We start from the raw sequence: 22,861 nt of genomic DNA on the forward strand, positions 1-22,861 counted from the left end.
GACTCGGCACACCGGCCGTGACGAAGAACGACGCGGGGAGCAACAGCGCGACACGGCGGCACGCGCGGGCGGCGGGCGTTGGCCGTCGAGCGTTCGGACCGGAGGCGCAGGAACCCAGGGGGACGGCCGGCGGACCGCTCTCGGACCTCCCGAACGTTCTACTTAACATAATGTCGATTATCGGCGTTACGGCAGGAGCCGCTGACCGGGCCCAGGAAACGTCACGTGACGTTTCTACGGTGGTGTGGCCGGATGGCGGGACAACGCCGTCCCGACGCCCTGGCAGCCGATGATCATGCCTGCGGGCTCCCGGGGCTTGACGTGACGCGTTGTCGAGTCGCCGGCAGCCGCCGAGCCGTCACCAGCGGCACGGGCGTGCGTGACGACGAACGAAGCACGGACATGTCCGGGCGGGCGTCCGGCGAAGTGTCGAGAGCGGTCAGGTCCCCCGGTGAGCCGACTGCGGGCCGAGAGCCGCCTCCAAGCCCCCGTGGACCCTTCCGGACGGGTGTGTGATGGATAATCGGCATTATCCATCACTTGTTGAATATCGGGCGGCGGGATCATCACGGGGGACGGACGGCCGCGCCGGATTGTCGGTGCTGTGCGGTATGAAGATCCAATGCGCGTTCTCGCCGCTCAGGAGTCGTTCTTCCTCGCCCGCCGCCCCCGGAAGGACTCCCCCCACACCACGGCCGCCTACCGGCGCGACCTGGCGGGGATCACGACGCTGCTCGCCGAGGTGTGCTCCACTCCCCCTGACGGGCTGGAGATCGCCCACCTGACGGCCGGGAACCTGCGGGCGGCGTTCGGGGTGTTCGCCGACACGCACGCCAAGAGCTCGGTGTTGCGCGCCTGGTCGACGTGGAACCAGTTCCTGACGTTCTGCGTGGCGGAGGACCTGGTGCCGGGCAACCCGATGGGCGCGGTGGCGCGGCCGAAGACCCCTCCCCTGGTCCCGAAGCCGTTGCGTGGCGAGGACACGCCGGAGCGGTTGTTGACGGCGGCGGCGGAGGGTGCGCGGCAGGGACGTGACCCGTGGCCGGAGCGTGATGTGCTGGTGCTGGCGTTGGGGCTCGTGGCGGGGTTGCGGTCGGCGGAGATGCGGACGTTGACGCTGGCGTCGGTGGTGGGTCGGCCGGGTGAGCGGCGGTTGCACGTGGCGGGCAAGGGGAACCGGGACCGGTCGGTGCCGATCGAGCCGGCGATGGACCGGATCATCGAGCAGTACCTGGGGTCGTGCCGGTCGCGGTTCCCGCAGGGGCGGTTCGACCGGGGTTCGGCGTTGTTGCGGGACCGGCACGGGGAGCCGATCGGGCGGGGTGGGTTGGAGTACCTGGTGCGGTCGTGCTTCCGGTGGGCGGGGTTGCACGACCGGGTGCCGTCGGGGGCGAACCTGCACGCGTTGCGGCACACGTTCGCGACGCGGTTGGCGGAGGACGGGGCGTCGGCGTCGGAGATCATGGCGTTGTTGGGTCATGCGTCGTTGGCGACGTCGCAGAACTACATCGAGGCGACGGCGCGGGAGCGTCGGGCGGCGGCTGCGGGGAATCGGACGTACGTGTCGTTGTCGCGGTTGCCGGGTCAGGCCGTGGAGTCGGAGTAGGGCTGCTCCCCTGGTGTCTGTGGGCTGTCCGGGTGACTTGGGTGTGTCTGGGTTCGCACGGGTGTACGCAGGTCGTATGAGGGCGGTGTGGCGTGGTGCGGTGGCGTTCGGGTTGGTGACGTTCCCGGTGCGGTTGTTCTCGGCTACGGGTTCGCACGGGTTGCGGTTCCACCAGGTGCATCGGGCTGATGGTGGGCGGGTTCGGCATCGGCGGGTGTGTTCGGTGTGCGCGGAGGAGGTGCCGTTGGCGGAGGTGGTGAAGGGTTTCGAGTTGCCGGATGGGCGGTTGGCGTTGTTCGAGGCCGCTGATTTCGCGGGGTTGTCGGTGGGGTCGGGTCGGGTGATCGAGGTGGTGCAGTTCGCGCGGGCGGACGAGGTGGATCCGATTTTTCTGCACCGGTCGTTCTACGTGGAGCCGGAGCGGTCGGCGGTGGGGTCGTACTGCTTGTTGCGGGATGTGTTGGAGCGGTCTTTTCGGGTGGCGGTGGTGAAGGTGGTGATCCGGCGGCGGGAGGCGGTGGCGGTGGTGCGGCCGCGGGGTCGGGTGTTGGTGTTGCAGACGTTGTTGTGGCCGGATGAGGTGCGGGAGCCGGATTTCGGTGTGGTTGACGTGGCGGTGGAGTCGCGGTTGCCGGAGGTGCGGGTGGCGGCGTCGTTGGTGGAGTCGATGACGGCGGCGTTGGATTTGTCGGTGTTCTCGGACGGGTATCGGGATGCGGTGGCGGGGTTGGTGGCGGAGCGGGCGGCGGGTGCGGTGATCCCGGTGTCGCGGGCTCCGGAGGAGACGGGTGGTGGGGAGCTGTTGGGGGTGTTGCGGCGGAGTCTGGAGCGGGTGCGGTCGGGGCGTGGGGGGCGGGATCGGGTGGAGTAGTGGTGGGGCTGTCCGGGGGTGTGGGGCGGGGGTTCGGGTGGTGGCGGCTCGTGCCTGGGGTTGGTCCGTTCGGGTGACGTGCTAGTGCGGAATTCCTCGTGGGCGGGTACGCACGTGGGATGAGGTCCGTGTGGCGCGGGGCGATCTCCTTCGGGCTGGTCACGATCGGTGTCCGGTTGTACACGGCCACGGAGGAGCACGACTTCCGGTTTCACCAGGTGCACCGGGAGGACGGTGGGCGGATCCGCTACAAGCGGGTGTGCCAGGTGTGTGGCGAGGAAGTGGCGTTCGCGGACATCGCCAAGGGTTATGAGTTGGATGACGGCCGGTTGGTCGTGATGGAGAACGAGGATTTCGAGAAGTTGCCGGTCAACACCGATCATGCGATCGACGTGTTGGAGTTCGTGCCGGTGGAGGAGATCGATCCGATCTATTTCCAGAAGTGCTATTACTTGGAGCCGGACAAGGCGGCGGCGCGGCCGTATGTGTTGTTGCGGACGGCGTTGGAGCAGTCGGGTCAGTTGGCGGTGGTGAAGATCACGATTCGTCAGCGGGAGACGTTGGCGATGTTGCGGGCCCGTGAGGATCTGCTGGTGATGCACACGATGTTGTGGCCGGATGAGGTGCGGAAGCCGGAGTTCGATTTCCTGGACGGCGATGTCGAGGTGCGGCCGCAGGAGTTGCGGATGGCGTCGTCGTTGGTGGAGAGCATGGCGGGGTCGTTCGACCCGGGTGATTTTTCGGATGATTACACGGTGGCGTTGCAGAAGATGATCGAGGCGAAGGCGGAGGGTGCGGAGCTGCCGGAGCGGCCGGAGTCGGAGGACTCGGGTGAGGTGATCGACTTGATGACGGCGTTGGAGCGCAGTGTGGAGCAGGCGCGGTCGGCGCGGGGTGAGTCGGGCGGCAAGTCGGGGAAGGCGTCGCCGCGCAAGTCGTCGCGGTCGTCGTCGTCGCGGTCGTCGGGTGGGAAGTCGGAGAAGGCGGCGCCGAAGAAGAAGGCGAAGCCCGCGTAGGGGCGCGCGGGATGTCCGGGGACCTGTCGGAGTACCGGAGCAAGCGGGTTGTGGGGCGGACGCCGGAGCCGTTGCCGGCGGTGGAGGCGCTGCTCCCCCGTGGTTCTGATGACACGTTCGTGATCCAGGAGCACCACGCGTCGAGCCTGCACTGGGATGTGCGGTTGGAGCGGGGTGGGGTGTTGGTGTCGTGGGCGGTGCCGAAGGGGTTGCCGGCGGAGCCGGGGACGATCCGGTTGGCGGTGCGCACGGAGGACCACCCGGTGGAGTACGCGTCGTTCGAGGGGGTGATCCCGAAGGGCGAGTACGGGGCGGGGCGGATGTTCGTGTGGGACCGGGGTCGGTACGAGACGGTGAAGTGGAGTGACCGCGAGGTCGACGTGGTGTTGCACGGGTCGCGGATCGAGGGTGAGTTCGTGTTCTTCCGGCGGGGGTCGTCGGGGGGCGGGGGTTCGGGCCGGGACTGGATGGTGCGGCGGCGGCACGAGGCGGTGCGGCCGGACTGGGTGGCGTTGCCGGAGTGGGTGGAGCCGATGTTGGCGACGGCGGCGTCGGGGTTGCCGGCGCGGCCGGAGGAGTTCGCGTTCGAGTTCAAGTGGGACGGGGTGCGGGCGGTCGCGCGGGTGGAGGGTGGCCGGTTGCGGTTGGTGTCGCGGTCGGGTGTGGACATCACGGCGGTGTACCCGGAGTTGCAGGGGTTGGGTGGGGCGTTGGGGTCGACGCAGGTGTTGTTGGACGGTGAGGTGGTGGCGTTCGCGGGTGGGCGGCCGAGTTTCGGGGCGTTGCAGCAGCGGTTGCAGGCGAGCGCGGCGCAGGCGCGGCGGTTGGCGGCGCGGGTGCCGGTGACGTTCCTGGTGTTCGACGTGCTGCACCTGGACGGGGCGTCGACGGTGGGGTTGCCGTACGCGCGGCGGCGGGAGTTGTTGGAGGGGTTGGGGTTGGTGGGGCCGCACTGGCTGGTGCCGCGGGCTTTTCCGGGTGCGGGGGCGGAGGTGTTGGCGGCGAGTCGGGAGCAGGGCCTGGAGGGGGTGGTGGCCAAGCGGCTGGATTCGCGTTATGTGCCGGGTGTGCGGTCGGCGTGGTGGTTGAAGATCACGGACGTGGCGGCGCAGGAGGTGGTGATCGGCGGGTGGCGGCCGGGTGGGGGCAGGCGGGCGGGGTTGGTGGGGTCGTTGTTGTTGGGGGTGCCGGACGGGGCGGGTCTGGTGTTCGTGGGGTCGGTGGGGACGGGGTTCGGCGAGGCGGAGTTGCCGGGGTTGACCGAGCGGTTGCGGGGGTTGGAGGTGTCGCGGTCGCCGTTCTCGTCGGAGGTGCCGCGGGAGCGGGCGCGGGGTGCGCGGTGGGTGCGTCCGGTGTTGGTGGGTGAGGTGGTGCACCGGCAGTGGACGGCGGAGGGGCGGATGCGGTTTCCGACGTGGCGGGGGTTGCGGCCGGATCGGGTGCCGGAGGAGGTGCGGCGGGGTGGCGGGGACGGTGGTGCGGGTCGGTGAGCGGCGGGTGCGGCTGACGAACCTGGACAAGGTGCTGTACCCGGAGGTGGGGTTCTCCAAGGCGGAGGTGGTGGACTACTACACGCGGATCGCGCCGGTGCTGCTCCCCCACCTGGCGGGTCGGCCGTTGACGGTGCGGCGGTTCCCGGACGGGGTGGCCGGGGAGTCGTTCTTCGAGAAGAACGCGCCGTCGCACGCGCCGGGGTGGGTGCGGACGGTGCGGATCGGGACGCCGGGGTCGTCGCGTGGTGCGGAGTACGCGGATTTCGTGGTGGTGGAGGAGTTGGCGACGCTGGTGTGGTTGGCGAACCTGGCGGCGTTGGAGTTGCACGTGCCGCAGTGGGTGGTGGGTGCGCGTGGGGCTCGGCACTCCCCCGATCTGCTGGTGTTCGACTTGGATCCGGGTGCGCCGGCGACGGTGGTGGAGTGCTGCCGGGTGGCGGAGCGGTTGCGGGTGGTGTTGGTGGGTGACGGGTTGTCGCCGGTGGTGAAGACGTCGGGGTCGAAGGGGTTGCAGGTGTACGCGCCGGTGCGGGTGTCCTCTCCGGGGCGGACTTCGGAGTACGCGAAGGCGGTGGCGCGGCGGTTGGCGGCGGAGTCGCCGGAGGGTGTGGTGTGGTCGATGGTGCGGGCGGCGCGGAAGGGGAAGGTGTTGATCGACTGGTCGCAGAACAACCCGGCGAAGACGACGGTGGCCCCGTACTCGTTGCGGGCGCGTCCGGTGCCGTCGGTGTCGACTCCGGTGACGTGGGACGAGGTGGCGGGGTGTCGGTCGCCGGAGGAGTTGGTGTTCGTGGCGGACGAGGTGCGGGCTCGGGTGGCGCGTGGGGGCGACTTGTTCGTGGTGGGTGATGCGGTGGGGTTGCCGTGACGGGCCGGGTGGTGTTGGTGGGGTACGACTCGGCGTGGCCGGGGTTGTTCGAGCGGGAGGCGGCGCGGGTGCGGGGCGAGCGGGGTCTTCTCCGCTGTCTCGGGGGTGCCGCTCGACGAGGTGGGCGCGGTTTCGGGGCGTGATCGCCGCTTGGGCGGGCTGTGGGTTCGTGATCGTGTTGTGTCGCGGGTCGATTCCGCGTCGGTGGGATGTGTGGGTGGGGAACAATCCTGGCGCGTGAGGTTTGGTGTGCTGGGTCCGATGGTGGTGCGGCGTGCCGATGGGACCGAGGTCCCGGTCGGTGGGCCGCGGTTGCGGGCGTTGTTGGCGGTGTTGGTGATCGACGCCGGGCGGGTCGTGGGGGTGGATCGGCTGGTCGACGCCCTGTACGGGCAGGCGCCGCCGGTGGGGGTGGGCAACGCGGTGCAGTCGCAGGTGTCGCGGTTGCGGTCGTTGCTCGACGTGGAGGTGGAGCGCTCCCCCGCCGGGTATCGGCTGGTGGTGGATCCGGGTGAGGTGGACGCGCTGCGGTTCGAGGAGTTGGTGGCGCGCGGGTCGGCGGGTGAGGCGTTGGCGTTGTGGCGCGGCCCGGCTTTGCGGGACGTGGGTGATGCCCCGTTCGCGCCGGTCGCCGCGGCGCGGTGGGAGGAGTTGCGGCTGCGGGCGGTGGAGGAGCACGACGTCGCGTCGGTGGCGTTGTTGCGGGAGTTGGTGGACGGGTTCCCGCTGCGGGAGCGGCTGGTGGCCCGGTTGGTGCGGGCGTTGCACCGGGAGGGCCGGCAGGCCGAGGCGTTGGCGCTGGTGGAGCGGACGCGGCGGGTGTTGGCCGAGGAGTTGGGTGCCGACCCCTCCCCCGAGCTGGCCGCCGCGCACCTGGAGGTGGTGCGGGGTGAGCGGTCGCCGGCGCGGCACGTGCTGCCCTCCCAGCTGACCAGTTTCGTGGGGCGGGCGCGGGAGGTGCGGCTGGTCGGCGAGGCGTTGGCGGCGGGCCGGCTGGTGACGTTGTCGGGGCCTGGCGGGGCGGGCAAGACGCGGCTGGCGGTGGAGGTGGCGTCGGCGGATCCGGGTGATGTGTTCTTCGTGGACCTGGCTCCGCTGGGGGTGGGTGGGGACGTGCCGCGGGCGGTGGAGGCGGCGTTGGGGTTGCGCGAGGACGGGGTGCGGGCGGGGTCGTCGCCGGTGGACCGGTTGGTGGCGGCGTTGGCGGAGCGGTCGGTGCTGGTGGTGTTGGACAACTGCGAGCACGTGGTGGCCGACGCGGCGGCGCTGGTGGGCCGGTTGTTGTCGGCGTGCCCGGGGTTGCGGGTGTTGGCGACGAGCCGGGAGGCGCTGGGGATCACCGGCGAGTCGGTGCGGCCGGTGCCGCCGCTGCCGGTGGACGACGCGGGGTCGGCGGGGGTGCGGTTGTTCGCCGATCGGGCGGCGGCGGTGAACCCGTCGTTCGTGCTGGACCCGGTGACCGGGCCGTTGGTGGTGGAGATCTGCCGGGCGTTGGAGGGGATGCCGCTGGCGATCGAGCTGGCGGCGGCGCGGGTGCGGTCGTTGCCGGTGGCGGAGGTGGCGGCCCGGTTGGGTGACCGGTTCCGGTTGTTGTCGCGCGGGTCGCGGGCGGCGGCGGCGCGGCACCGGACGTTGCACGCGGTCGTGGAGTGGAGCTGGGAGCTGCTCGACGCGGACGAGCAGGCGTTGGCGCGGCGGATGACGGTGTTCTCCGGCGGGGTGACGGTGGACGCGGCGGCCGCGGTGTGCGGGGTGCCCGACGCCGACGAGCTGCTGCCGTCGCTGGTGGACAAGTCGCTGGTGGAGGTGTCGGGGCGGCGGTTTCGGATGTTGGACACGATCCGCGAGTTCTGCGCGCTGCGGCTGGTGGAGGCCGGTGAGCGGGACGGGGTGCTGCGGGCGCACGCGCGGTGGCTGCTGGGGTTGGCGGTGGAGGCGTCGCCGCACCTGTTGCGCGCCGAGCAGCTGGGGTGGTTGGCGCGGCTGGCGGAGGAGCACGAGAACTTCAAGGCGGCGGTGCGGTGGGCGGCGGGGGCCGACCACGCGCTGGCGTTGCGGTTGACCGCGGAGCTGGGCTGGTACTTCTGGGTGCGGGGGTTGCGCACCGAGGGGTCGGCGCTGGCGGGTGAGGTGGTGGCGGCGGTCGGCGCGACCGCTCCCCCGGGGTTGGCCGAGGAGTACCTGCTGTGCGCGTTGGCGGCGTCGTCGACCGGGACGCGCGAGCAGGACTTGCCGGGTGCGCCGTCGCCGAGGCAGGAGGTGGCGGAGGGCCTGTTCGAGGGGCCGCCGACGCGGCCGTTCCTGACGATGCTGTGGGGCATGTCCTACGGGGTGCCGGACGTGGACACGCCGTCGTTGGACGCGCGGCGGGGCAACCTGATCGGCCCGGACCCGTGGTCGGCGGCGTTGGCGCAGGTGGGGTTGGCGATGCAGTACCTGTACGCGGGGCGGCCGGAGGCGGCGCGGCGGGAGCACCTGCGGTCGCTGGCGGGGTTCCGGGCGTTGGGCGAGCGGTGGGGCATGTCGATGGTGCTGGCGCAGCTCGCGGAGGTGACGCGGGCGGCCGGGGACGGGGACGAGGCGGTCGGCTACCTGGACGAGGCGTTGGAGCTGTCGGGGGCGTTCGGGTCGACCGCGCACACCGCGAGCCTGTTGGTGCAGCGGGCGGAGTGGGCGTGCCACCGGGGCGAGTTCGACGCGGCGTGGCCGGACCTGGAGCGGGCGGCGGGGTTGGCCCGGTCGCAGGGCGCGGTGGAGACGTTGGCGCAGGTCCGGTTGGGGATGGCGGAGGTGTGCCGGTACCGGGGGGACCTGGTCGGGGCGCGGGCGTGGTGCGAGGAGGCGCTGCGGGTGTGCCCGTCGGGGTGGTTCGGGCCCGAGGAGGTGCGGGCGATGATCGCGGTGGCGGTGGGGCGGGTGGCGTTGGCCGAGGGTGATCCGGTGGGGGCGCGGGCGGCGTTGGACCGGGCGGTGGAGTCGGGGGCGGAGTGGGGCAACCCGGTGATCGTGGCGCGGGCGGCGGACGGGCGGGCGGCGTTGGCGTTGGCCGAGGGCGACCTGGAGTGCGCGGCGCTGCTGGTCGGGGCGGCGGCCGGGTTGCGGGGCGCGGTCGCGGTGCTGGACCCGGACGCGGCGCGGACGCGGCGGGCGGTGCGGGCCGCGCTGGGTGACGCGGTGTTCGAGGCGGTGTCGGGGCGCGGGGCGCGGCTGGGCCGGGACGGGGTGCTGTCAGCGCTTCGTGCGTGAGCGGTGCGCGGCCGCGGGCAGGCTGCGGCGCATGACGAGCGAGACCCGCAAGTGGGGCACCTTGGTGTTGGGGTGTCTGGCGATGCTGTTGTTGGCGGTCGACCTGACCGTGCTGCACCTGGCGGTGCCGGCGCTGGTGGCCGATCTGGGGCCGTCGGCCACGCAGGTGCTGTGGATCGCCGACGCCTACGGGTTCGCGCTGGCCGGGCTGCTGGTGACGATGGGCAACCTGGGCGACCGGTGGGGCCGCAAGCGGCTGCTGCTGGTGGGGGCGGCCGGGTTCGGGGTGGCGTCGGTGTGCACGGCGTACGCGCCGACGCCGGAGTTGTTGATCGTGGCGCGGGCGCTGCTGGGGGTGGCGGGCGCGACGATCATGCCGTCGACGCTGTCGATCATCCGCAACGTGTTCACCGACGCGCGGGAGCGCACGACCGCGGTGGGGATCTGGAGCGGGGTGGGCGCGGCCGGGTTCGCGGTGGGGCCGATCGTGGGCGGGCTGCTGCTGGACCGGTTCTGGTGGGGGTCGGTGTTCCTGGTCAACGTGCCGGTGGTGGCGTTGATCGTCGGGTTGGGCGTGGTGCTGCTGCCGGAGTCGCGCAACCCGAGTCCGGGCCGGTTGGACCTGTTGTCGGTGGTGCTGTCGGTGGTGGGCGTGGTGGCGGTGGTGTACGCGGTGAAGGAGGCGGCGCACGACGGGTTCGGCGTTGGGGTGGTGGTCGCGGCCGTGGTGGGGGTGGCGGCGGTGGTGGTGTTCGGGCGGCGGCAGACGCGGCTGGAGGAGCCGTTGATCGACGTGCGGCTGTTCGCGGTGCGGGCGTTCTCGGCGTCGATCGGGGCGACGCTGGTGGCGATGTTCGCGAGCTTGTCGCTGTCGCTGGTGTTGGCGCAGTACCTGCAACTGGTGTTGGGGTGGACGCCGTTGCAGGCCGGGCTGGGCGGGTTGCCGGGCGGGGTGTGCGGCGCGGTCGGCGGCGGGCTGGCCGGGGTGCTGGTGACGCGGTGGGGCCGGGCGGCGGTGGTGGCGTGCGGGCTGGGGTTGACCGCGGTCGGGTTCGGGCTGTTCGCGGCGGTGCTGTCGGTCGACGCGACGTTCTGGGCGATGCTGCCCGCGATGGTCGTCTACGGGACCGGGGTGGGGTTCGCGTTCGCGGTCACCAACGACACGGTGCTGGCGTCGGTGCCCCGGGAGCGGGCCGGCGCGGCGGCGTCGATCGCCGAGACGGCGACCGAGATGGGCGGGGCGTTGGGGATCGCGGTGCTGGGCAGCGTGCTGGGCGCGGTGTACCGGGGTGACCTGGTGCTGCCGGCGGGGGTGCCGGCCGAGGCGGGCGAGTCGCTGGCGGCCACGCTGCACGCGGCGGCGGGCCTGCCGGGCGAGGTCGCGGGGCCGCTGGCGGCGGCGGCGCGGGCGGCGTTCGTGGACGGCGCGGCGACGAGCATGTGGGTGTGCGCGGGCGTGTTGGTGGTGTTGGCGGTGGTCGCGGGCCGGGTGCTGCGCCCGGTGCCGAAGGTGATCGACGACCCGGGTGTCGGGGACCCCCGCCCGGTGGCGTCTTGAGAACGTGACCGGCCGGCCGGGTGCGGGGCGTTCGAGGGGCGCGCCCCGCACCCGCCGGGTCAGCGGGACAGGAAGGCGGCGATCGTGTCGACCAGGCAGCGCGGGTCGTCCAGCCACGGGAAGTGGCCCGCGTCGGGCACCTCGGCGTAGGCCGCGCCCGGGATCAGCGCCGCGAGCTGCCTGACCAGGTGCGGCGGCGACAGCGGGTCGGCGCCGCCCGCGAGGGCGAGGGTCGGCACGCGCAGCGCGGCCAGGGCGGCGCGGGTCCGGTCGGGGTCGAACGCGCCCGGCGCGCGGTAGCCGGCCTGGGCGTCGGGGTTGCGTTCGCTCTCCTCGGCTTCGGCGTGCGCGTGGGCCGCCTCGTCCCAGCGGCCGTAGAACAGCGGCGCGGCGGCCAGCCGGTTCTCGCGGGTGTCCTCGCCGCCGCTCCACGCCAGCAGCGCGCGCACCGCGTCGGCCTGCCACGGCTGGTGGGCGACGGTCGCGGCGTGGTCGGCCCAGTCCTGTTCGGTGGCGGCCAGGCCGACGGCGGACAGCGCCGGGGTGAGCAGGATCAGGCTCGAGGGCCGGTCGGGGTGCTGTTCGGCGTAGGCGATCGCGATCCCCGCCCCGGCGGAGTGGCCGAGCAGGTCGACCCGGTCCAGGCCGAGGTGGGCGCGCAGCGCCTCGACGTCGGCGGCCAGCCGGTCGCGCCGGTAGGACGCCGGGTCGGCCGGGGCCGCGGAGTCGCCGGTACCGCGGTTGTCCAGCAGCACCAGCTGCCGGTGCGCGCCCAGACCTCCGAGGTCGCCGAGGTAGCGGGAGGCGCGGCCCGGCCCGCCCGGCACGCACAGCAGCGGGTCGCCGGAGCCGGTCAGGTGGTAGGCCGATTCGGTACCGTCGTGGGTCGTGAAGCGGGGCACGGCCCCATCCTCTCCTAGGCTGGTCCGATGCCGAGGATCGCCACCGCGCGCACACCGGACCGCGACGGGCTGCTGGAGTTCCTGCGCCCCCGCCACCGCGCCCTGCTGGTCACCACCCGCCGGGACGGGCGGCCCCAGGTCTCGCCGGTGACGTGCGGGGTCGACGCGGCGGGCCGGATCGTGGTGGCCAGCTACCCGGCGCGCGCCAAGGCCCGCAACGCCCGCCGTGACGAGCGGGTCGTGCTGTGCGTGCTCTCCGACGACTGGGACGGCCCGCACGTACAGGTCGACGGCCGTGCGGAGGTGCTGGGCCTGCCCGAGGCGGTCGAGCCGCTGGTGGACTACTACCGGGCGGTCGCCGGCGAGCACCCCGACTGGGACGACTACCGGGCGGCGATGCAGCGCCAGGGCAAGGTCCTGATCCGGGTCGAGATCGACCGGTGGGGCCCGATCGCCACCGGCGGCTTCCCTACCCCGAACCCCGGCACCCCGGACGGTGTGCCGTCGGACCCGAAACCCGGCGACGACGACCCCGACCGGGCCGGTTAGGGCGTGTGCCAGGCGCCGCCCCAGCCGGCCGGGTCCTGCAGGACGGCGAACCGGGCGCCCGACGGGTCCTCCAGCACCGCCACCCGGCCGGTGGGCCGCTCGCCCGGCGGCACGACCACCCGGCCCCCGGTCTCGGCCGCCACCGCCGCGGTCTTGTCCGTGTCGGGCACCGCGAAGAAGCACGTCCAACGCTGGTCGCCCTCGCCCGCCAGCCGGCCCGCGACCGCCCGCTGCTCCGCGGCCGTGTCGTAGACGGTGTACGGCTCGTCCGGGGTGCGGCAGCGCCAGCCCAGCTCCCCGGTCCAGTAGTCGTCGTCGGCCCCGAAGGGCGTGTCCGAGGACGTGCCGGAGGGCGTGTCCGAGGAGACGACAGGGGACGTGGCGGAGAACTCCGCCCAGCACGGCTCCCCCGCGCGCGGCGGCGGCGCCCACGGCCCGTGCAGCACCCGCCCCCGGTCGACCGCCGCGCCGTCGCGCAGCCCGCGCGGGTCCGGCCCGGCGAACACCACCCGGAAGCCGTCGCCGCCCGGCAGCACCCGCACGGCCAGCCGGTCGCCCACCCAGCCGGAGAACACCCCGCCCGGCTCGGCGATGACGACCCAGCCGAGCAGGTGGGCGTAGAAGTCGGCGACCGGCTCGGGGTCGGCGGTGGTCAGCTCGACGCGGCGCACACCGCGCACGGGGCTGCTGGAAGGACCGGTCACGGGATTCCCCTCGGCGGCGGGATCGGGGCGCGGCTGATCACGGCGGGGTGATCAGGAACGCGCCCTATCCTCCGCACCCGCCGACGGTGTCGACAATGCTCCGTTCGGCGTCACCGGCGCGGCCGAAAGGATCTGCGCCAGCGGCACCGGGCGGCCCAGGTGGAACCCCTGCCCCACCCGCACCCCCAGCCCGATCAGCGTGGCGACCTGCGCGGGCCGCTCCACCCACTCCGCCACCGCCGAGAGCCCCAGGCCGCGCGCGATCTCCACGATCCCGGCCACCAGCACCGCGTCCGTCGACCGCTCGTCGATCCCGCGCACGAACTCGCCGTCGATCTTGATCCCGGTGATCGGCAGGTGCTTGAGGTGCACGAACGAGCCGAACCCGGAACCGAAGTCGTCCAGCGTGATCCGGCAGCCGAACCCGCGCAGCTGCACGGCCAACGCGCGCGCCGCGTCCAGGTTCGTCACCGCCGCGGTCTCGGTGATCTCCAGCCCCAACCGGCCCGGCGCCACCCCCGCGGTGGCGAGCCGGTCCAGCACGAACCCGCCGAAGTCCTCGTCCTCCAACGTCCGACCCGACACGTTCACGTTGAACCGCAGGTCCAGGTCGGGGTGCCGGACCAGCGTGTCGATCGCCGTCGACAGCACCCACCGGTCGATGTCGAGCACCAGGTTCGACCGCTCCGCCTCCGGCAGGAACTCCGCCGGCCCCAACCGCGGCTCCTGCCCGTCCTCCAGGCGCAGCAACAGCTCGTGGCCCAACGTCCGACCGGTCGACAGCTGCACCATCGGCATCGCGTGCAACGCCAACCCGCCGCCGTCCAACGCCGCCCGCAGCCGGTCCATCACCGACACCCGCTTCGCGGTGTCCGCGTAGTGCCCCGGCTCGTACACCGTCACCCGGTTGCGGCCCGCCGCCTTCGACGCGTACAGCGCCAGATCGGCGTTGGCCAGCACCAGCTCCCACGTGTCGCCCGACCCGTACTCCGCCACCCCCGTCGACACCGTCACGTGCGCCGACGCCGCCACCAGCGGCAGCGACGCCACCGCGTCGCGCAGCCCGTCCGCCACCACCGCGGCCTCCGCCGCCGAACACCCCGGCAGCACCACCGCGAACTCGTCACCGCCCAGCCGGCCGATCGTCTGCGGCGGCGACAACCGCGACCGCAACGCCCCCGCCAACGTCTTCATCAACCGGTCGCCCACCGCGTGCCCACGCAGGTCGTTGACGTCCTTGAAGTTGTCCAGGTCCAGCAGCAGCAACGCCCCCGACCCGCCCGCGCCCAACCGGCGCTCCAGCTCACGGGTCACCGCGCGCCGGTTCGCCAACCCCGTCAACGGGTCCTGCTCGGCCAACGCCCGCAGCTCGTCGTGCACGCGGCGCGCACCGGTGATGTCGTGCGCCGTGCCCAACGCCCGCACCGGCGTCCCGTCCCCGTCCAGCACGAACTCGCCGAAGCACTCGAACCAGCGCTCCGGGCGCCGGCCGGCCACCACCACCCGGTGGGTGTAGGAGAAGCCCGCGCCCGAGCGCATCGCCTCCTCCAACGCCGCCCGCACCGTCGCGAGGTCCTCCGGGTGCACCAGCGAGGCGTAGGAGCCGAAGTCCATCCTCGTGCCCGGCGGCAGCCCGAACATCTCCAGCAGCGTGTCCGACCACACCACGCAGTCCTCGGCGATGTGCCACTCCCACGTGCCCATCCGGCCCGACACCTGGGCCCGGCGCAACGCGTCCGCCTCGTGCGTGGCCTCCAGCTCTCGGTCCCGCCACGCCGTCACGTCGGCCACCCGGTAGAGCAGCCCACCGTCGCGCTCCAACGGCTGGCAGGTCACCTCCAGCCACCGGTGGTCCTCCCGCACCGCGCCCGCCGCCAACAGCGCCAGCCCCGACCGGGGCCGCTCGGGCACCCCGGGCAGCAACGCGGGCAGCGACCGGCCGGCCACCCGGTCCACCGCGACACCCAGGATCCGCGCCAACGCCGGGTTCACCCAGCGCAGCACACCCTCGCCGTCGGTCACACCGAAACCCACATCGGCCCGGTCGAGCACCTCCCGGTGCAACGCGCCGTCGCCGTCCACGACCCCTCCTCGCCACCCCGCCGGCAATGATGGTCGAGTCCGCGCACCACGGGCAAGCCGACGCCCGCACACCCGCCGCGCGGACCACCGCCGACCCGGCCGCACACCGACCTCAGCGCAGCCGCTCCAGACCACGCGCGTTGTCCACCAGCTCCTGCGCCAACCGCCCCAGCTCCGCCGCGTCCGCACCGTCCGACGCCGCCGTGGCCACGTCCTCCGCCGCGCACCGCAACTGGAACAACCGGTCCTGCAGGTCCGCCAGCTCCGCCGCCGACAACACCACCGCGTCCTCGGGCAGCCCACCCCGCTGCACCGCCGCACGCCGCTCGTAGGCCCGCTGCCGGCACGGCTGCGCGCAGTACCGGCGGGGCCGCCCGATCCGCCCGCTGTCGGGCAGCCGACGGCCGCACCAGGCGCAGTGCCTGGCCTCCTCCCGACGCGACCCGACGATCTCGGTCACCAGCTCCATGGCGCGCGACGGTATCCCGCTACCCACCGGTCACCCCCACGCCACGCCGCCAAGGCAGACTCCACCCGTGACCGCGAACCACCCGTACCTGTCCGGACCGCACCCGAGGCCCTACGCCCACCGCGGCTGGCACCTCGACGACCTGGACGGCATGGAGAACTCGCTCGCGGCGTTCCGGCGCGCCACCACCGAGGGGTACCGCTACCTGGAGACCGACGTGCACGCCACCGCCGACGGTGTCGTCGTCGTGCACCACGACGACACCCTCGACCGCACCACCGACGGCGTCGGCCCCGTCGCCGGCCAACCGTGGTCCGCCGTCTCCCGCGCCAAGGTCGGCGGCCGCGAACCGGTCACCCGGCTCGCCGACCTGCTCGAAGAACTCCCCGACGCGCTGCTCAACATCGACGTCAAGGCCGACCACGCCGTCGGGCCCGTCATCGACCTGCTGCGCGCCACCGACACCCTGCACCGGGTGTGCCTGGCCTCGTTCTCCGACGCCCGCCTGGCCCGCCTGCGCCGGCTGGCCGGACCCGACCTGCTCACCTCCATGGGACCCCGCTCGGCGGGCTCGCTGTGGGCCACCGGCCGGGTGCCCGCGCTGCGCCTGCCGGTCACCGGCCGCATCGCCCAGGTGCCCGCCACCCAAGGCCGCCTCACCGTCGTCGACGAGCGGTTCGTGCGCGCCGCCCACCGCCGCGGCCTGGAGGTCCACGTGTGGACCATCGACACCGCCGAGCAGATGACCGCCCTGCTCGACATCGGCGTCGACGGCCTGGTGAGCGACCGCCCCGACGTCCTGCGTGACGTGCTCAAGGCGCGCGGGGCATGGGCCGGCGACTGATTGGCAACAGCTTGGCGGTGATCACCACGGCGGTGTGGGCGGGGAAGTACAGTCCCCGCCCATGAGCGTGGCCGACAGCCCTGCACCCGCGATCGACCGCAAGCGGGAACAACGCGGATGGATCTGGTACGACTGGGCCAACCAGGTCTTCCCCACATCCGTGATCACCGTCTTCCTCTCCGGCTACCTCACCGCCGTCGCCAAGGAAGCCGCCCGCGAGGACGTCGCCCGCAACGGGCCCGACGCCTGCGCCACCAGCTCGCTGCAACAGTGCGACATCTCGGTGTTCGGCGGGTACGTGCCCGCCGGGTCGCTGTGGGGCTACCTGCTGTCCATCGCCACCGTCGTGCAGGTCCTCGTCCTGCCCATCATGGGCGCCATCGCCGACCGCACCCAGAACAAGCGCCGGATGCTCGCCTGGACCGCGTTCCTCGGCGCGGCCGCCACCGCCTCGCTCGCCTTCGTCGGCGGCACCAACTGGCAGCTGGGCATCGCGCTGTTCATCCTCGCCAACATGAGCTACGGCTCGTCGGTCGTCGTCTACTACGCGTTCCTGCCCGAGATCGCCACCCCCGACGAGCGCGACGCCGTCTCCTCGCGCGGCTGGGCGTTCGGCTACCTCGGCGGCGGGCTCGCCCTGGCCGTCCAGCTCGGCCTGTTCATCGGCCACGACGCCATCGGCATCGGCGAAGGCGTCGCCGTGCGCATCGGGTTCGTCATGTCCGGCCTGTGGTGGGCCGCCTTCACCCTCATCCCGCTGGCCCACCTCAAGCGCCACCGGGAGCCCCACGGCGGCGAGTCCGGCGCGTCGGTGATCACCGCCGGGTTCCGCGAACTGCGCCAGACCCTGCGCCAGGCCAAGACCTTCCCGCTCACCCTCGCCTTCCTGGGCACCTACCTGATCTACACCGACGGCATCGCCACCGTCGCCAACGTCTCCGCCCAGTACGGCCGCGACGAGCTCAAGCTCGACGAGACCGTGCTCATCGCCACCATCCTGATCGTCCAGTTCGTCGCCTTCGCCGGAGCCGTCATCCACGGCCGGATGGCCCGCCGGTGGGGCGCCAAGCGCACCATCATGATCAGCCTCGTGGTGTGGATCGGCGTCATCGGCGCGGCCTACTTCGTCCAGGCCGGCCAGCAGGTCCAGTTCTACCTGCTCGCCGTCGGCATCGGCATCGTCCTGGGCGGCACCAACGCGCTGTCCCGCTCGCTGTTCTCCCAGATGATCCCGCCCGGCCGGGAAGCCCAGTACTTCTCCCTCTACGAGGTCGGCGAGCGCTCCACCTCGTGGCTGGGCCCGCTGGTGTTCGCCGGCGTCGGCCAGGCCACCGGCTCCTTCCGGCTCGCGATCATCTCGCTGGTCGTCTTCTTCGTCGTCGGTTTCGTGCTGCTGATCTTCGTCCCGGTCCGCAAGGCGATCGTCGCCTCCGGCAACCCGGTCCCGGCCAAGGTGTGAACCGGTGGGCTGCCCCGGCAGCCCACCGGCTCCGGCTCACGCCGACGACGTCTCCTCGGGCACGGCCACCCACGGCCGGAACACGACCACCACAGCCGTGGTGGTCAGCCACACGGCCGCCCACGTCACCAGCGACAACGGCACGACGAAGGCGGTCGCCGCGCCCACCAGCACACCCGCGACCGCGGCACCCACCCACCTCGCCTGTGGTACCCGAGGCGCCTCGGAGTGCAGGCCCAGCCACACCGCGGCGGCCGTCACCCACATCGGCAGCACCGTCGCCGCCGCCCACCAGGCCACCCCGGGGTCGGTCAGCGGCAGGGTCGCCACCACGAGCACCACCAGCACCAGCCACCGCGCCCAGCCCAGCCGCCCGGTCACCACCGCCGCGAACACCGCGACCAGCAGCGCGTCGTACCAGAGCACCGGGACATCCCCGGAGCGCGACGTCGACACCGCCGACTGCGCCGAGAGCACCAGGTGCCCGACCAGCCCGGCCAGCGCCACCAGCCGCGTCACGTCCCCCGCCCGGCTGCGCGGCCGGAACCGGACCCGCACCGCCAGCCCCGCCGTCGCGACCGCCTCGCCCCACCCGGGCCAGCCGTGCTCCCGGTCCAGCCCGTCGTCCCGGTCGGTCAGGAACAGCCCGACCATCTCCTCCTCCCGCTCCGCCCGGTACCAGCGGGGCAGCACCCGCAGCAGCGCCCGGTACCGGCGTTCCAGGTTCGACCTCACCGCGCCTCCCTCGCCCGCAGCACCGACGACGCGGCCCGCACGTTCGCCGACAGCCGCGCCACCTCGGCCGACAGAACCCGCACCCCGGCGTCGGTCAACCGGTAGTAGCGGCGCAGCCGGCCCTGGTGGACCTCTTCCCGGTCCCGCACCGCCCACCCGTCGGCGACCATCCGGTCCAGCACGCCGTAGAGCGTGCCGACCCGCAGCACCACCCGGCCCTCGGACAGGACTTCCACCGACCGCACGATCGCGTACCCGTGCAACGGCTCCTCGGCCAACGCCGTGAGCACCAAGAACGCCTGCTCTGACATACCCCTCACACCGCAGGTTATATCGCAAAGCGTTATATCTCGTCCAGACGTGGTCGGTGTCGTGGCTTGGTTGTAGTCGTAACGAGGCTTGTGTTTCGGGCGACAGTTCCTGGAGGTTTATTCTTGGTTGTTACTGAAACAATAGAGCGTAGTAGCAACACGCAGGCCGGTGATCCCGGCTTCGCCGCGGACCGAGGTTCCGCGTTGATGCCCCTACCGACGTCGTCCGACGGCCTGGCTCGACGCGGAGGCAGTGGCGGCGGCCCTGAGCGAGCCGGTGGCCGTGGTCGACTCCCCCGTCCTGGACCGCTGCGTGCGATTCCTGGGGCAGCCCCTGCCGACCGGCACGTACGCGGCCGCCGAGGTGGTGGCCTCGTCGTCGATCGACCGGGTCGACCCGGTCGGCGTGCCGCTGTCCCCCGACGACCCGGTGGAGACGCTGCGCTTCCTACGTCCGCCGCGCGCCTGGACCGGGTCGACACCGCCCGCGAGCACTGCCAGGCCCTCGACCACTACCGTTCGCTGCCTCCAGCGCTGCGGCAAGACCAGCACTTCCACGGCAGCGGTGTAGGGACCGTCCTCCGATTGGGTCTCAGGGTTGTCCCACTGGAACTCGATCACCCGTTCGACCGACTTGCGTCCTTACGTCACCTGGCCACACCACGCCGACTAAGGTGGCCCGCCGTGGAGCCGACGAACCCCCGCACCGACCCGACCGACGCCCTGTCCTCCGTGCCCGCGGCCGGGGCACGACGCGGCGTCGCCCCCACCGGCCGGCTGCGCTTCTTCTTCGGCCCGATGGACTGCGGCAAGTCCACCCTCGCCCTCCAGATCGACCACAACCAGGCCCGCCAGGGCCGCAGCGGCCTCCTGCTGGTCCGCCACGACCGGTCCGGCACCCCCACCATCTCCAGCCGGATGGGCCTGGCCCGCAACGCCGTCGAGGTCCACGAGGACATGGACCTGTGCGCGCTGGTCCGGGAGCACTGGGCGGCCGGCACCCGGGTCGACTACGTCATCGTCGACGAGGCCCAGTTCCTGTCCCCCGGCCAGGTCGACCAGCTCGCCGAACTCGCCGACGACGCCCAGCTCGACGTCTACTGCTTCGGCCTGGCCACCGACTTCCGCAGCGCCATGTTCCCCGGCTCCCGCCGGCTGTTCGAACTCGCCGACGAGCTCAGCGCCATCCAGGTCGAGGTGCTGTGCTGGTGCGGCCACCCCGGCCGGTTCAACGCCCGCGTCCACGACGGCGACCTCGTCCGCGCCGGCGACACCGTCCTGGTCGCCGACACCGCCCAGACCGCCGCCGAGGTCCGCTACCAGGTCCTGTGCCGGCGGCACTACCGCACCGGCGAACTCGGCCCCAGCCCCGTCGACAACCGCCAGCTCAGCCTCACCTGACCCCGGTGCGGGCTGTCGACCGACAGCCCGCACCGGGCGCGGATCACCCGCCGATCGCCGCGCGCACCGCCACCTCGACCCGGATCGCGGTGTCGGCGTGGCTCTGGCGGTTGGGGTGCACGATCGTCGCGCGCGTGCCCTCGGGGCAGGACAGCTCGAACGTCAGCGGCGGGGCAGCCAACTCCAGCGACGCGGGCCAGTAGTCCTCGGCCGCGCCGCACACCCCCTCCACCCACTTCGCGCCGACCGGCGCGCACACGTCGTGCCCCTCGCTCGACGTCGCCGTGTCGACGAACACGTACCCGTGGTCGACCAGGTCGGTGACGTCCTCGATGATCGAGTTCAGCTCCGCGAGCACCGAGTGCAACCACTCGATGTCGCCCTTGGTCATCGACAACGCCGTGTCGTTCACCGTCGCCGAGAACTGGGTGGCGTCCGCCCGGTCGCAGCCGGCCGCGTCCTGCGGGAACACCACCGGGTAGCCGACCGTGACGACCTTCGCGTCCGGCGCCTTCCCGTGCACCGCCTCCAGCAGGTCCACGTACTCCCGGAACACCCGCTGGAAGATCTCCCGGACCGGCTCCGGCGCGAAGATCGGGTGGCCGTTCTCGTAGGCGTCCCGGCACGGGGTCGCGTCGTCGGGCTGGTCGGTGCCCAGCAGCAGGCAGGCCGCCACCATCGACGCCACCGGCAGGCTGTTCCCGCCGACCCCGATCGTGATCACGTCGGTGCCCGCGTCGACCCGGTCGAGCTGGGCGGCCACCGCCGGCCAGCCGTCGGCCGGTGGCCGCACCGGGCTGACCGGCTGCTGGCGGGCGCTGTGCACGTCCTCGATCGTCGCGGCGCCGCAGCTCACGTCGGTCAGCCGCACCTCCCGCGCGCCCGCCGCGAGCCGCCGGGACACCACATCGGGGTAGGAGTCCGCGGTCCGGTCGCAGCCGTCCCGCCCGGCACCGCCCAACGGCGGCGTCGGCGTGCCGACGAACACGCCCGCCGTGTACGAATCGCCCAGCGCCACCCACCGCACCGGCTCCGGCGCGGCCCCCGCCGCGAACGGGCCCACCACCACCAACACCGACACCAGCACGCCCAGCGAGCCCAGCCTGGAACGTCGAGACACCACGGACCTCCGATCACCTCGGCCGACAACGCCGGGCCGGAGACGTGCACCGGCCCGCCCCCATGCAACGGGCCGGCACGGCGACGCGAGGGCCGGCACCCGCGACTCCACCCGGACGTGTCCGCACCGCCCCGACGCCGGGTACCGGCCCGGACGAGAACGCCACGCCGTGCGCAGCGATCGGGAAGACCTCCGGGCACCGAACCGCGCCGGGGACGGGCCACGCCCCCGACGCGTCACCGCTCGGACTCACCTCATCGACGCGTGGCACGCCTCCACCGCGGTCGGCGGCTCCACCGCCGCCACCGCCAACTCGTCCGCACACGCCGGGAAGTCGCCGCCCTCACCGATCCGGCCCGGGGTCGTCCCGTCGACCACGGCCAAGGCACGCACGCCCGTCATCCCAACGACCTCCTCCACGGGACACCCGTCGTTCCGCGGATGTCCACAACAGACTCGGCAGGACGCGGCACCCCCACACCACCCCCGCCCGGCCATCACCGGACCGCGCACGCCGACCACACGCCCGGGGCACGGCGCCCGCCCCCGCCGATCACCGAGCGGATCGCCGTCACCCCGGCGTGCGGTGCGGAAGCCCGAAGCGGCACTCGGCCGGGGCGGGCGCCGGCGACGTCCAACCGCCGTGCACCCCACCGGACTCGCCCGGCACCGCGCCGGCACGACCCGCCACACTGTCCGGCGTGACTGGGAAGATCAGCGCCGGGATCCTGCTGCACCGCCGCACCCCCGACGGCGTCGAAGTGCTCATCGGCCACATGGGCGGCCCGTTCTGGGCGCGCAAGGACGCCGGGGCCTGGTCGGTGCCCAAGGGCGAGCCGGAGGGCGACGAGCCGCTGGAGGCCACCGCCCGCCGCGAGTTCGCCGAGGAACTGGGCCTGCCGGTCCCCCACGGCGACCTGGTGCCCCTGGGCGAGGTCCGGCAGTCCGGCGGCAAGACCGTGCACGTGTGGGCGCTGGAGGGCGACCTGGACCCCGCCCTGGTCGTCCCGGGCACCTTCGAGCTGGAGTGGCCCAGGGGCTCCGGCTCGGTCCGCGAGTACCCCGAGGTCGACCGGGTCGCCTGGGTGCCTCTGGCCGAAGCGGGTCCGAAGCTCGTCACGGCCCAGCGCGTGTTCCTGGAGCGGCTCGCCGACCAGCTCGGAAGCTGATCTTTAAGTCCACACTGAAATCATTGGTGGAATAAAAGAGGCGGGCCAACGTTTGGGTGCGGACCGGACGGGTGACCCCGGGAGATGGTCGCCACGCTGCACGATCGTGCGGGTACGCAGCGTGTCGACTGTGCTGAAGGCCACCGAACTAACTTTCCGTAACCACAAGGATGACAGCCGTCACTACCGCCGAGTTAAACCCGCTGCAACATCGCCCTACGTGTTCGGTCTAAGCTGTCGCAGCCGCACACTTTCTGCCGGTACTGCTCCATCCGTGTGATGAAGTAGCCCGACAGCTTGATAACGCGTCACGATCCAGCCGCGATTGCATCCCTTAGGAGGAAGCCTTCGTTGACGGGTGAAAGACGTCACTGTGGGCGACCATGACCGTAAAGCCGGGAACGAACGGAGCAGTCCGATCGTTGCACTCGGTGAGCACCAGCCTGGGCCCCGGCCCT

At 72.9% G+C, this 22,861-nt stretch carries 21 protein-coding genes; 13 read left to right on the forward strand and 8 right to left on the reverse strand.

The genetic code is table 11. From position 1 onward, the window contains the following. Positions 1 to 604: 604 nt before the first annotated feature. The 7 genes from BN6_RS20755 (at position 605) to BN6_RS20785 (ending at position 10,658) form a co-directional block, all read left to right on the forward strand. On the forward strand, positions 605 to 1,606 hold the full coding sequence (locus BN6_RS20755; RefSeq protein ID WP_051075663.1) for a tyrosine-type recombinase/integrase: 1,002 nt from the start codon (positions 605 to 607) through the stop codon (positions 1,604 to 1,606). A 76-nt stretch (positions 1,607 to 1,682) separates the two neighbouring features. Further along, entirely contained in the window at positions 1,683 to 2,477 is a 795-nt protein-coding gene (gene ku / locus BN6_RS20760; RefSeq protein WP_015101684.1) for a non-homologous end joining protein Ku, read from the forward strand. Between the two features lie 119 nt (positions 2,478 to 2,596). Continuing rightward, positions 2,597 to 3,493: a non-homologous end joining protein Ku gene (ku, locus tag BN6_RS20765; protein ID WP_015101685.1), complete on the forward strand. Its 897-nt coding sequence runs from the start codon at positions 2,597 to 2,599 to the stop codon at positions 3,491 to 3,493. 11 nt (positions 3,494 to 3,504) lie between these two features. Further along, positions 3,505 to 4,983 carry a non-homologous end-joining DNA ligase gene (gene ligD, locus BN6_RS20770; RefSeq protein WP_015101686.1) on the forward strand — a complete coding sequence of 493 codons (1,479 nt, stop codon included), beginning with the start codon at positions 3,505 to 3,507 and terminating at the stop codon, positions 4,981 to 4,983. Further along, complete coding sequence (gene ligD, locus BN6_RS20775) at positions 4,955 to 5,854, forward strand: non-homologous end-joining DNA ligase (RefSeq protein WP_041313457.1); 900 nt, start codon at positions 4,955 to 4,957, stop codon at positions 5,852 to 5,854. Before ligD (BN6_RS20770) ends, ligD (BN6_RS20775) begins: the two co-directional genes overlap by 29 nt. Positions 5,855 to 6,115: 261 nt before the next feature. Further along, a complete protein-coding gene (locus BN6_RS49690) occupies positions 6,116 to 9,100 on the forward strand; it encodes a BTAD domain-containing putative transcriptional regulator (RefSeq protein ID WP_051076015.1) in 2,985 nt (994 codons plus the stop codon). A gap of 31 nt (positions 9,101 to 9,131) precedes the next feature. Next, the gene (locus BN6_RS20785; RefSeq protein ID WP_041317535.1) at positions 9,132 to 10,658 is read left to right on the forward strand and encodes a DHA2 family efflux MFS transporter permease subunit; all 1,527 of its coding nucleotides are present in this window, start codon (positions 9,132 to 9,134) and stop codon (positions 10,656 to 10,658) included. A 59-nt stretch (positions 10,659 to 10,717) separates the two neighbouring features. Here the strand turns inward: BN6_RS20785 and BN6_RS20790 are convergent, their stop codons facing one another. Next, positions 10,718 to 11,560: an alpha/beta fold hydrolase gene (locus BN6_RS20790; RefSeq protein ID WP_041313462.1), complete on the reverse strand. Its 843-nt coding sequence runs from the start codon at positions 11,558 to 11,560 to the stop codon at positions 10,718 to 10,720. Between the two features lie 27 nt (positions 11,561 to 11,587). On the opposite strand from BN6_RS20790, the gene BN6_RS20795 reads away from it, so the two are divergent. Beyond that, positions 11,588 to 12,109 (forward strand): PPOX class F420-dependent oxidoreductase, encoded by a 522-nt coding sequence (locus BN6_RS20795; RefSeq protein WP_015101691.1) that lies wholly within the window; start codon positions 11,588 to 11,590, stop codon positions 12,107 to 12,109. On the opposite strand, the gene BN6_RS20800 is transcribed toward BN6_RS20795, so the two are convergent. The 3 genes from BN6_RS20800 to BN6_RS20810 form a co-directional block, all read right to left on the reverse strand. After that, positions 12,106 to 12,813 carry a VOC family protein gene (locus tag BN6_RS20800; RefSeq protein WP_015101692.1) on the reverse strand — a complete coding sequence of 236 codons (708 nt, stop codon included), beginning with the start codon at positions 12,811 to 12,813 and terminating at the stop codon, positions 12,106 to 12,108. The two genes, BN6_RS20795 and BN6_RS20800, sit on opposite strands and share 4 nt — an antisense overlap. Before the next feature lie 51 nt (positions 12,814 to 12,864). Next, positions 12,865 to 14,895: a putative bifunctional diguanylate cyclase/phosphodiesterase gene (locus BN6_RS20805; RefSeq protein ID WP_231904714.1), complete on the reverse strand. Its 2,031-nt coding sequence runs from the start codon at positions 14,893 to 14,895 to the stop codon at positions 12,865 to 12,867. A gap of 112 nt (positions 14,896 to 15,007) precedes the next feature. Further along, a complete protein-coding gene (locus BN6_RS20810; RefSeq protein ID WP_041313464.1) occupies positions 15,008 to 15,364 on the reverse strand; it encodes a hypothetical protein in 357 nt (118 codons plus the stop codon). 67 nt (positions 15,365 to 15,431) lie between these two features. On the opposite strand from BN6_RS20810, the gene BN6_RS20815 reads away from it, so the two are divergent. Beyond that, complete coding sequence (locus BN6_RS20815; protein ID WP_041313467.1) at positions 15,432 to 16,208, forward strand: glycerophosphodiester phosphodiesterase family protein; 777 nt, start codon at positions 15,432 to 15,434, stop codon at positions 16,206 to 16,208. A gap of 61 nt (positions 16,209 to 16,269) precedes the next feature. Then, the gene (locus BN6_RS20820; RefSeq protein ID WP_015101696.1) at positions 16,270 to 17,667 is read left to right on the forward strand and encodes an MFS transporter; all 1,398 of its coding nucleotides are present in this window, start codon (positions 16,270 to 16,272) and stop codon (positions 17,665 to 17,667) included. Positions 17,668 to 17,703: 36 nt separating this feature from the next. On the opposite strand, the gene BN6_RS20825 is transcribed toward BN6_RS20820, so the two are convergent. Then, positions 17,704 to 18,402: a hypothetical protein gene (locus tag BN6_RS20825; RefSeq protein ID WP_015101697.1), complete on the reverse strand. Its 699-nt coding sequence runs from the start codon at positions 18,400 to 18,402 to the stop codon at positions 17,704 to 17,706. Next, positions 18,399 to 18,713: a PadR family transcriptional regulator gene (locus BN6_RS20830; RefSeq protein WP_015101698.1), complete on the reverse strand. Its 315-nt coding sequence runs from the start codon at positions 18,711 to 18,713 to the stop codon at positions 18,399 to 18,401. The genes BN6_RS20825 and BN6_RS20830 overlap by 4 nt, the downstream gene beginning before the upstream one ends. A gap of 253 nt (positions 18,714 to 18,966) precedes the next feature. On the opposite strand from BN6_RS20830, the gene BN6_RS20835 reads away from it, so the two are divergent. Together BN6_RS20835 and BN6_RS20840 are read left to right on the forward strand one after the other, a co-directional pair. Further along, a complete protein-coding gene (locus tag BN6_RS20835) occupies positions 18,967 to 19,284 on the forward strand; it encodes a hypothetical protein (RefSeq protein WP_041313472.1) in 318 nt (105 codons plus the stop codon). Between the two features lie 113 nt (positions 19,285 to 19,397). Then, the gene (locus BN6_RS20840) at positions 19,398 to 20,114 is read left to right on the forward strand and encodes a thymidine kinase (protein WP_041313475.1); all 717 of its coding nucleotides are present in this window, start codon (positions 19,398 to 19,400) and stop codon (positions 20,112 to 20,114) included. Positions 20,115 to 20,157: 43 nt separating this feature from the next. Here BN6_RS20840 and BN6_RS20845 read toward each other — a convergent pair whose 3' ends face one another. After that, positions 20,158 to 21,234, reverse strand: coding sequence for an SGNH/GDSL hydrolase family protein (locus BN6_RS20845; RefSeq protein WP_197540164.1), 1,077 nt, complete (start codon positions 21,232 to 21,234; stop codon positions 20,158 to 20,160). A 249-nt stretch (positions 21,235 to 21,483) separates the two neighbouring features. Next, a complete protein-coding gene (locus BN6_RS46815; protein ID WP_158509415.1) occupies positions 21,484 to 21,636 on the reverse strand; it encodes a hypothetical protein in 153 nt (50 codons plus the stop codon). Positions 21,637 to 21,935: 299 nt separating this feature from the next. Between BN6_RS46815 and BN6_RS20850 the strand changes: the two genes are divergently transcribed. Beyond that, the gene (locus BN6_RS20850) at positions 21,936 to 22,403 is read left to right on the forward strand and encodes an NUDIX domain-containing protein (protein ID WP_041317547.1); all 468 of its coding nucleotides are present in this window, start codon (positions 21,936 to 21,938) and stop codon (positions 22,401 to 22,403) included. Positions 22,404 to 22,861 lie beyond the last annotated feature (458 nt).

The organism is Saccharothrix espanaensis DSM 44229 (assembly GCF_000328705.1).
In the GTDB taxonomy this organism is placed as follows: Bacteria; Actinomycetota; Actinomycetes; order Mycobacteriales; family Pseudonocardiaceae; genus Actinosynnema; species Actinosynnema espanaense.

What these genes read in the sequence shown, in the direction of transcription:
- ku (WP_015101684.1), top strand. Translation starts at nt 1,683, where the DNA reads ATGAGGGCGGTGTGGCGTGGTGCGGTGGCGTTCGGGTTGGTGACGTTC.
- ku (WP_015101685.1), top strand. Translation starts at nt 2,597, where the DNA reads ATGAGGTCCGTGTGGCGCGGGGCGATCTCCTTCGGGCTGGTCACGATC.
- ligD (WP_015101686.1), top strand. Translation starts at nt 3,505, where the DNA reads ATGTCCGGGGACCTGTCGGAGTACCGGAGCAAGCGGGTTGTGGGGCGG.
- BN6_RS49690 (WP_051076015.1), top strand. Translation starts at nt 6,116, where the DNA reads ATGGTGGTGCGGCGTGCCGATGGGACCGAGGTCCCGGTCGGTGGGCCG.
- BN6_RS20785 (WP_041317535.1), top strand. Translation starts at nt 9,132, where the DNA reads ATGACGAGCGAGACCCGCAAGTGGGGCACCTTGGTGTTGGGGTGTCTG.
- BN6_RS20795 (WP_015101691.1), top strand. Translation starts at nt 11,588, where the DNA reads ATGCCGAGGATCGCCACCGCGCGCACACCGGACCGCGACGGGCTGCTG.
- BN6_RS20810 (WP_041313464.1), bottom strand. Translation starts at nt 15,364, where the DNA reads ATGGAGCTGGTGACCGAGATCGTCGGGTCGCGTCGGGAGGAGGCCAGG.
- BN6_RS20820 (WP_015101696.1), top strand. Translation starts at nt 16,270, where the DNA reads ATGAGCGTGGCCGACAGCCCTGCACCCGCGATCGACCGCAAGCGGGAA.
- BN6_RS20830 (WP_015101698.1), bottom strand. Translation starts at nt 18,713, where the DNA reads ATGTCAGAGCAGGCGTTCTTGGTGCTCACGGCGTTGGCCGAGGAGCCG.
- BN6_RS46815 (WP_158509415.1), bottom strand. Translation starts at nt 21,636, where the DNA reads ATGACGGGCGTGCGTGCCTTGGCCGTGGTCGACGGGACGACCCCGGGC.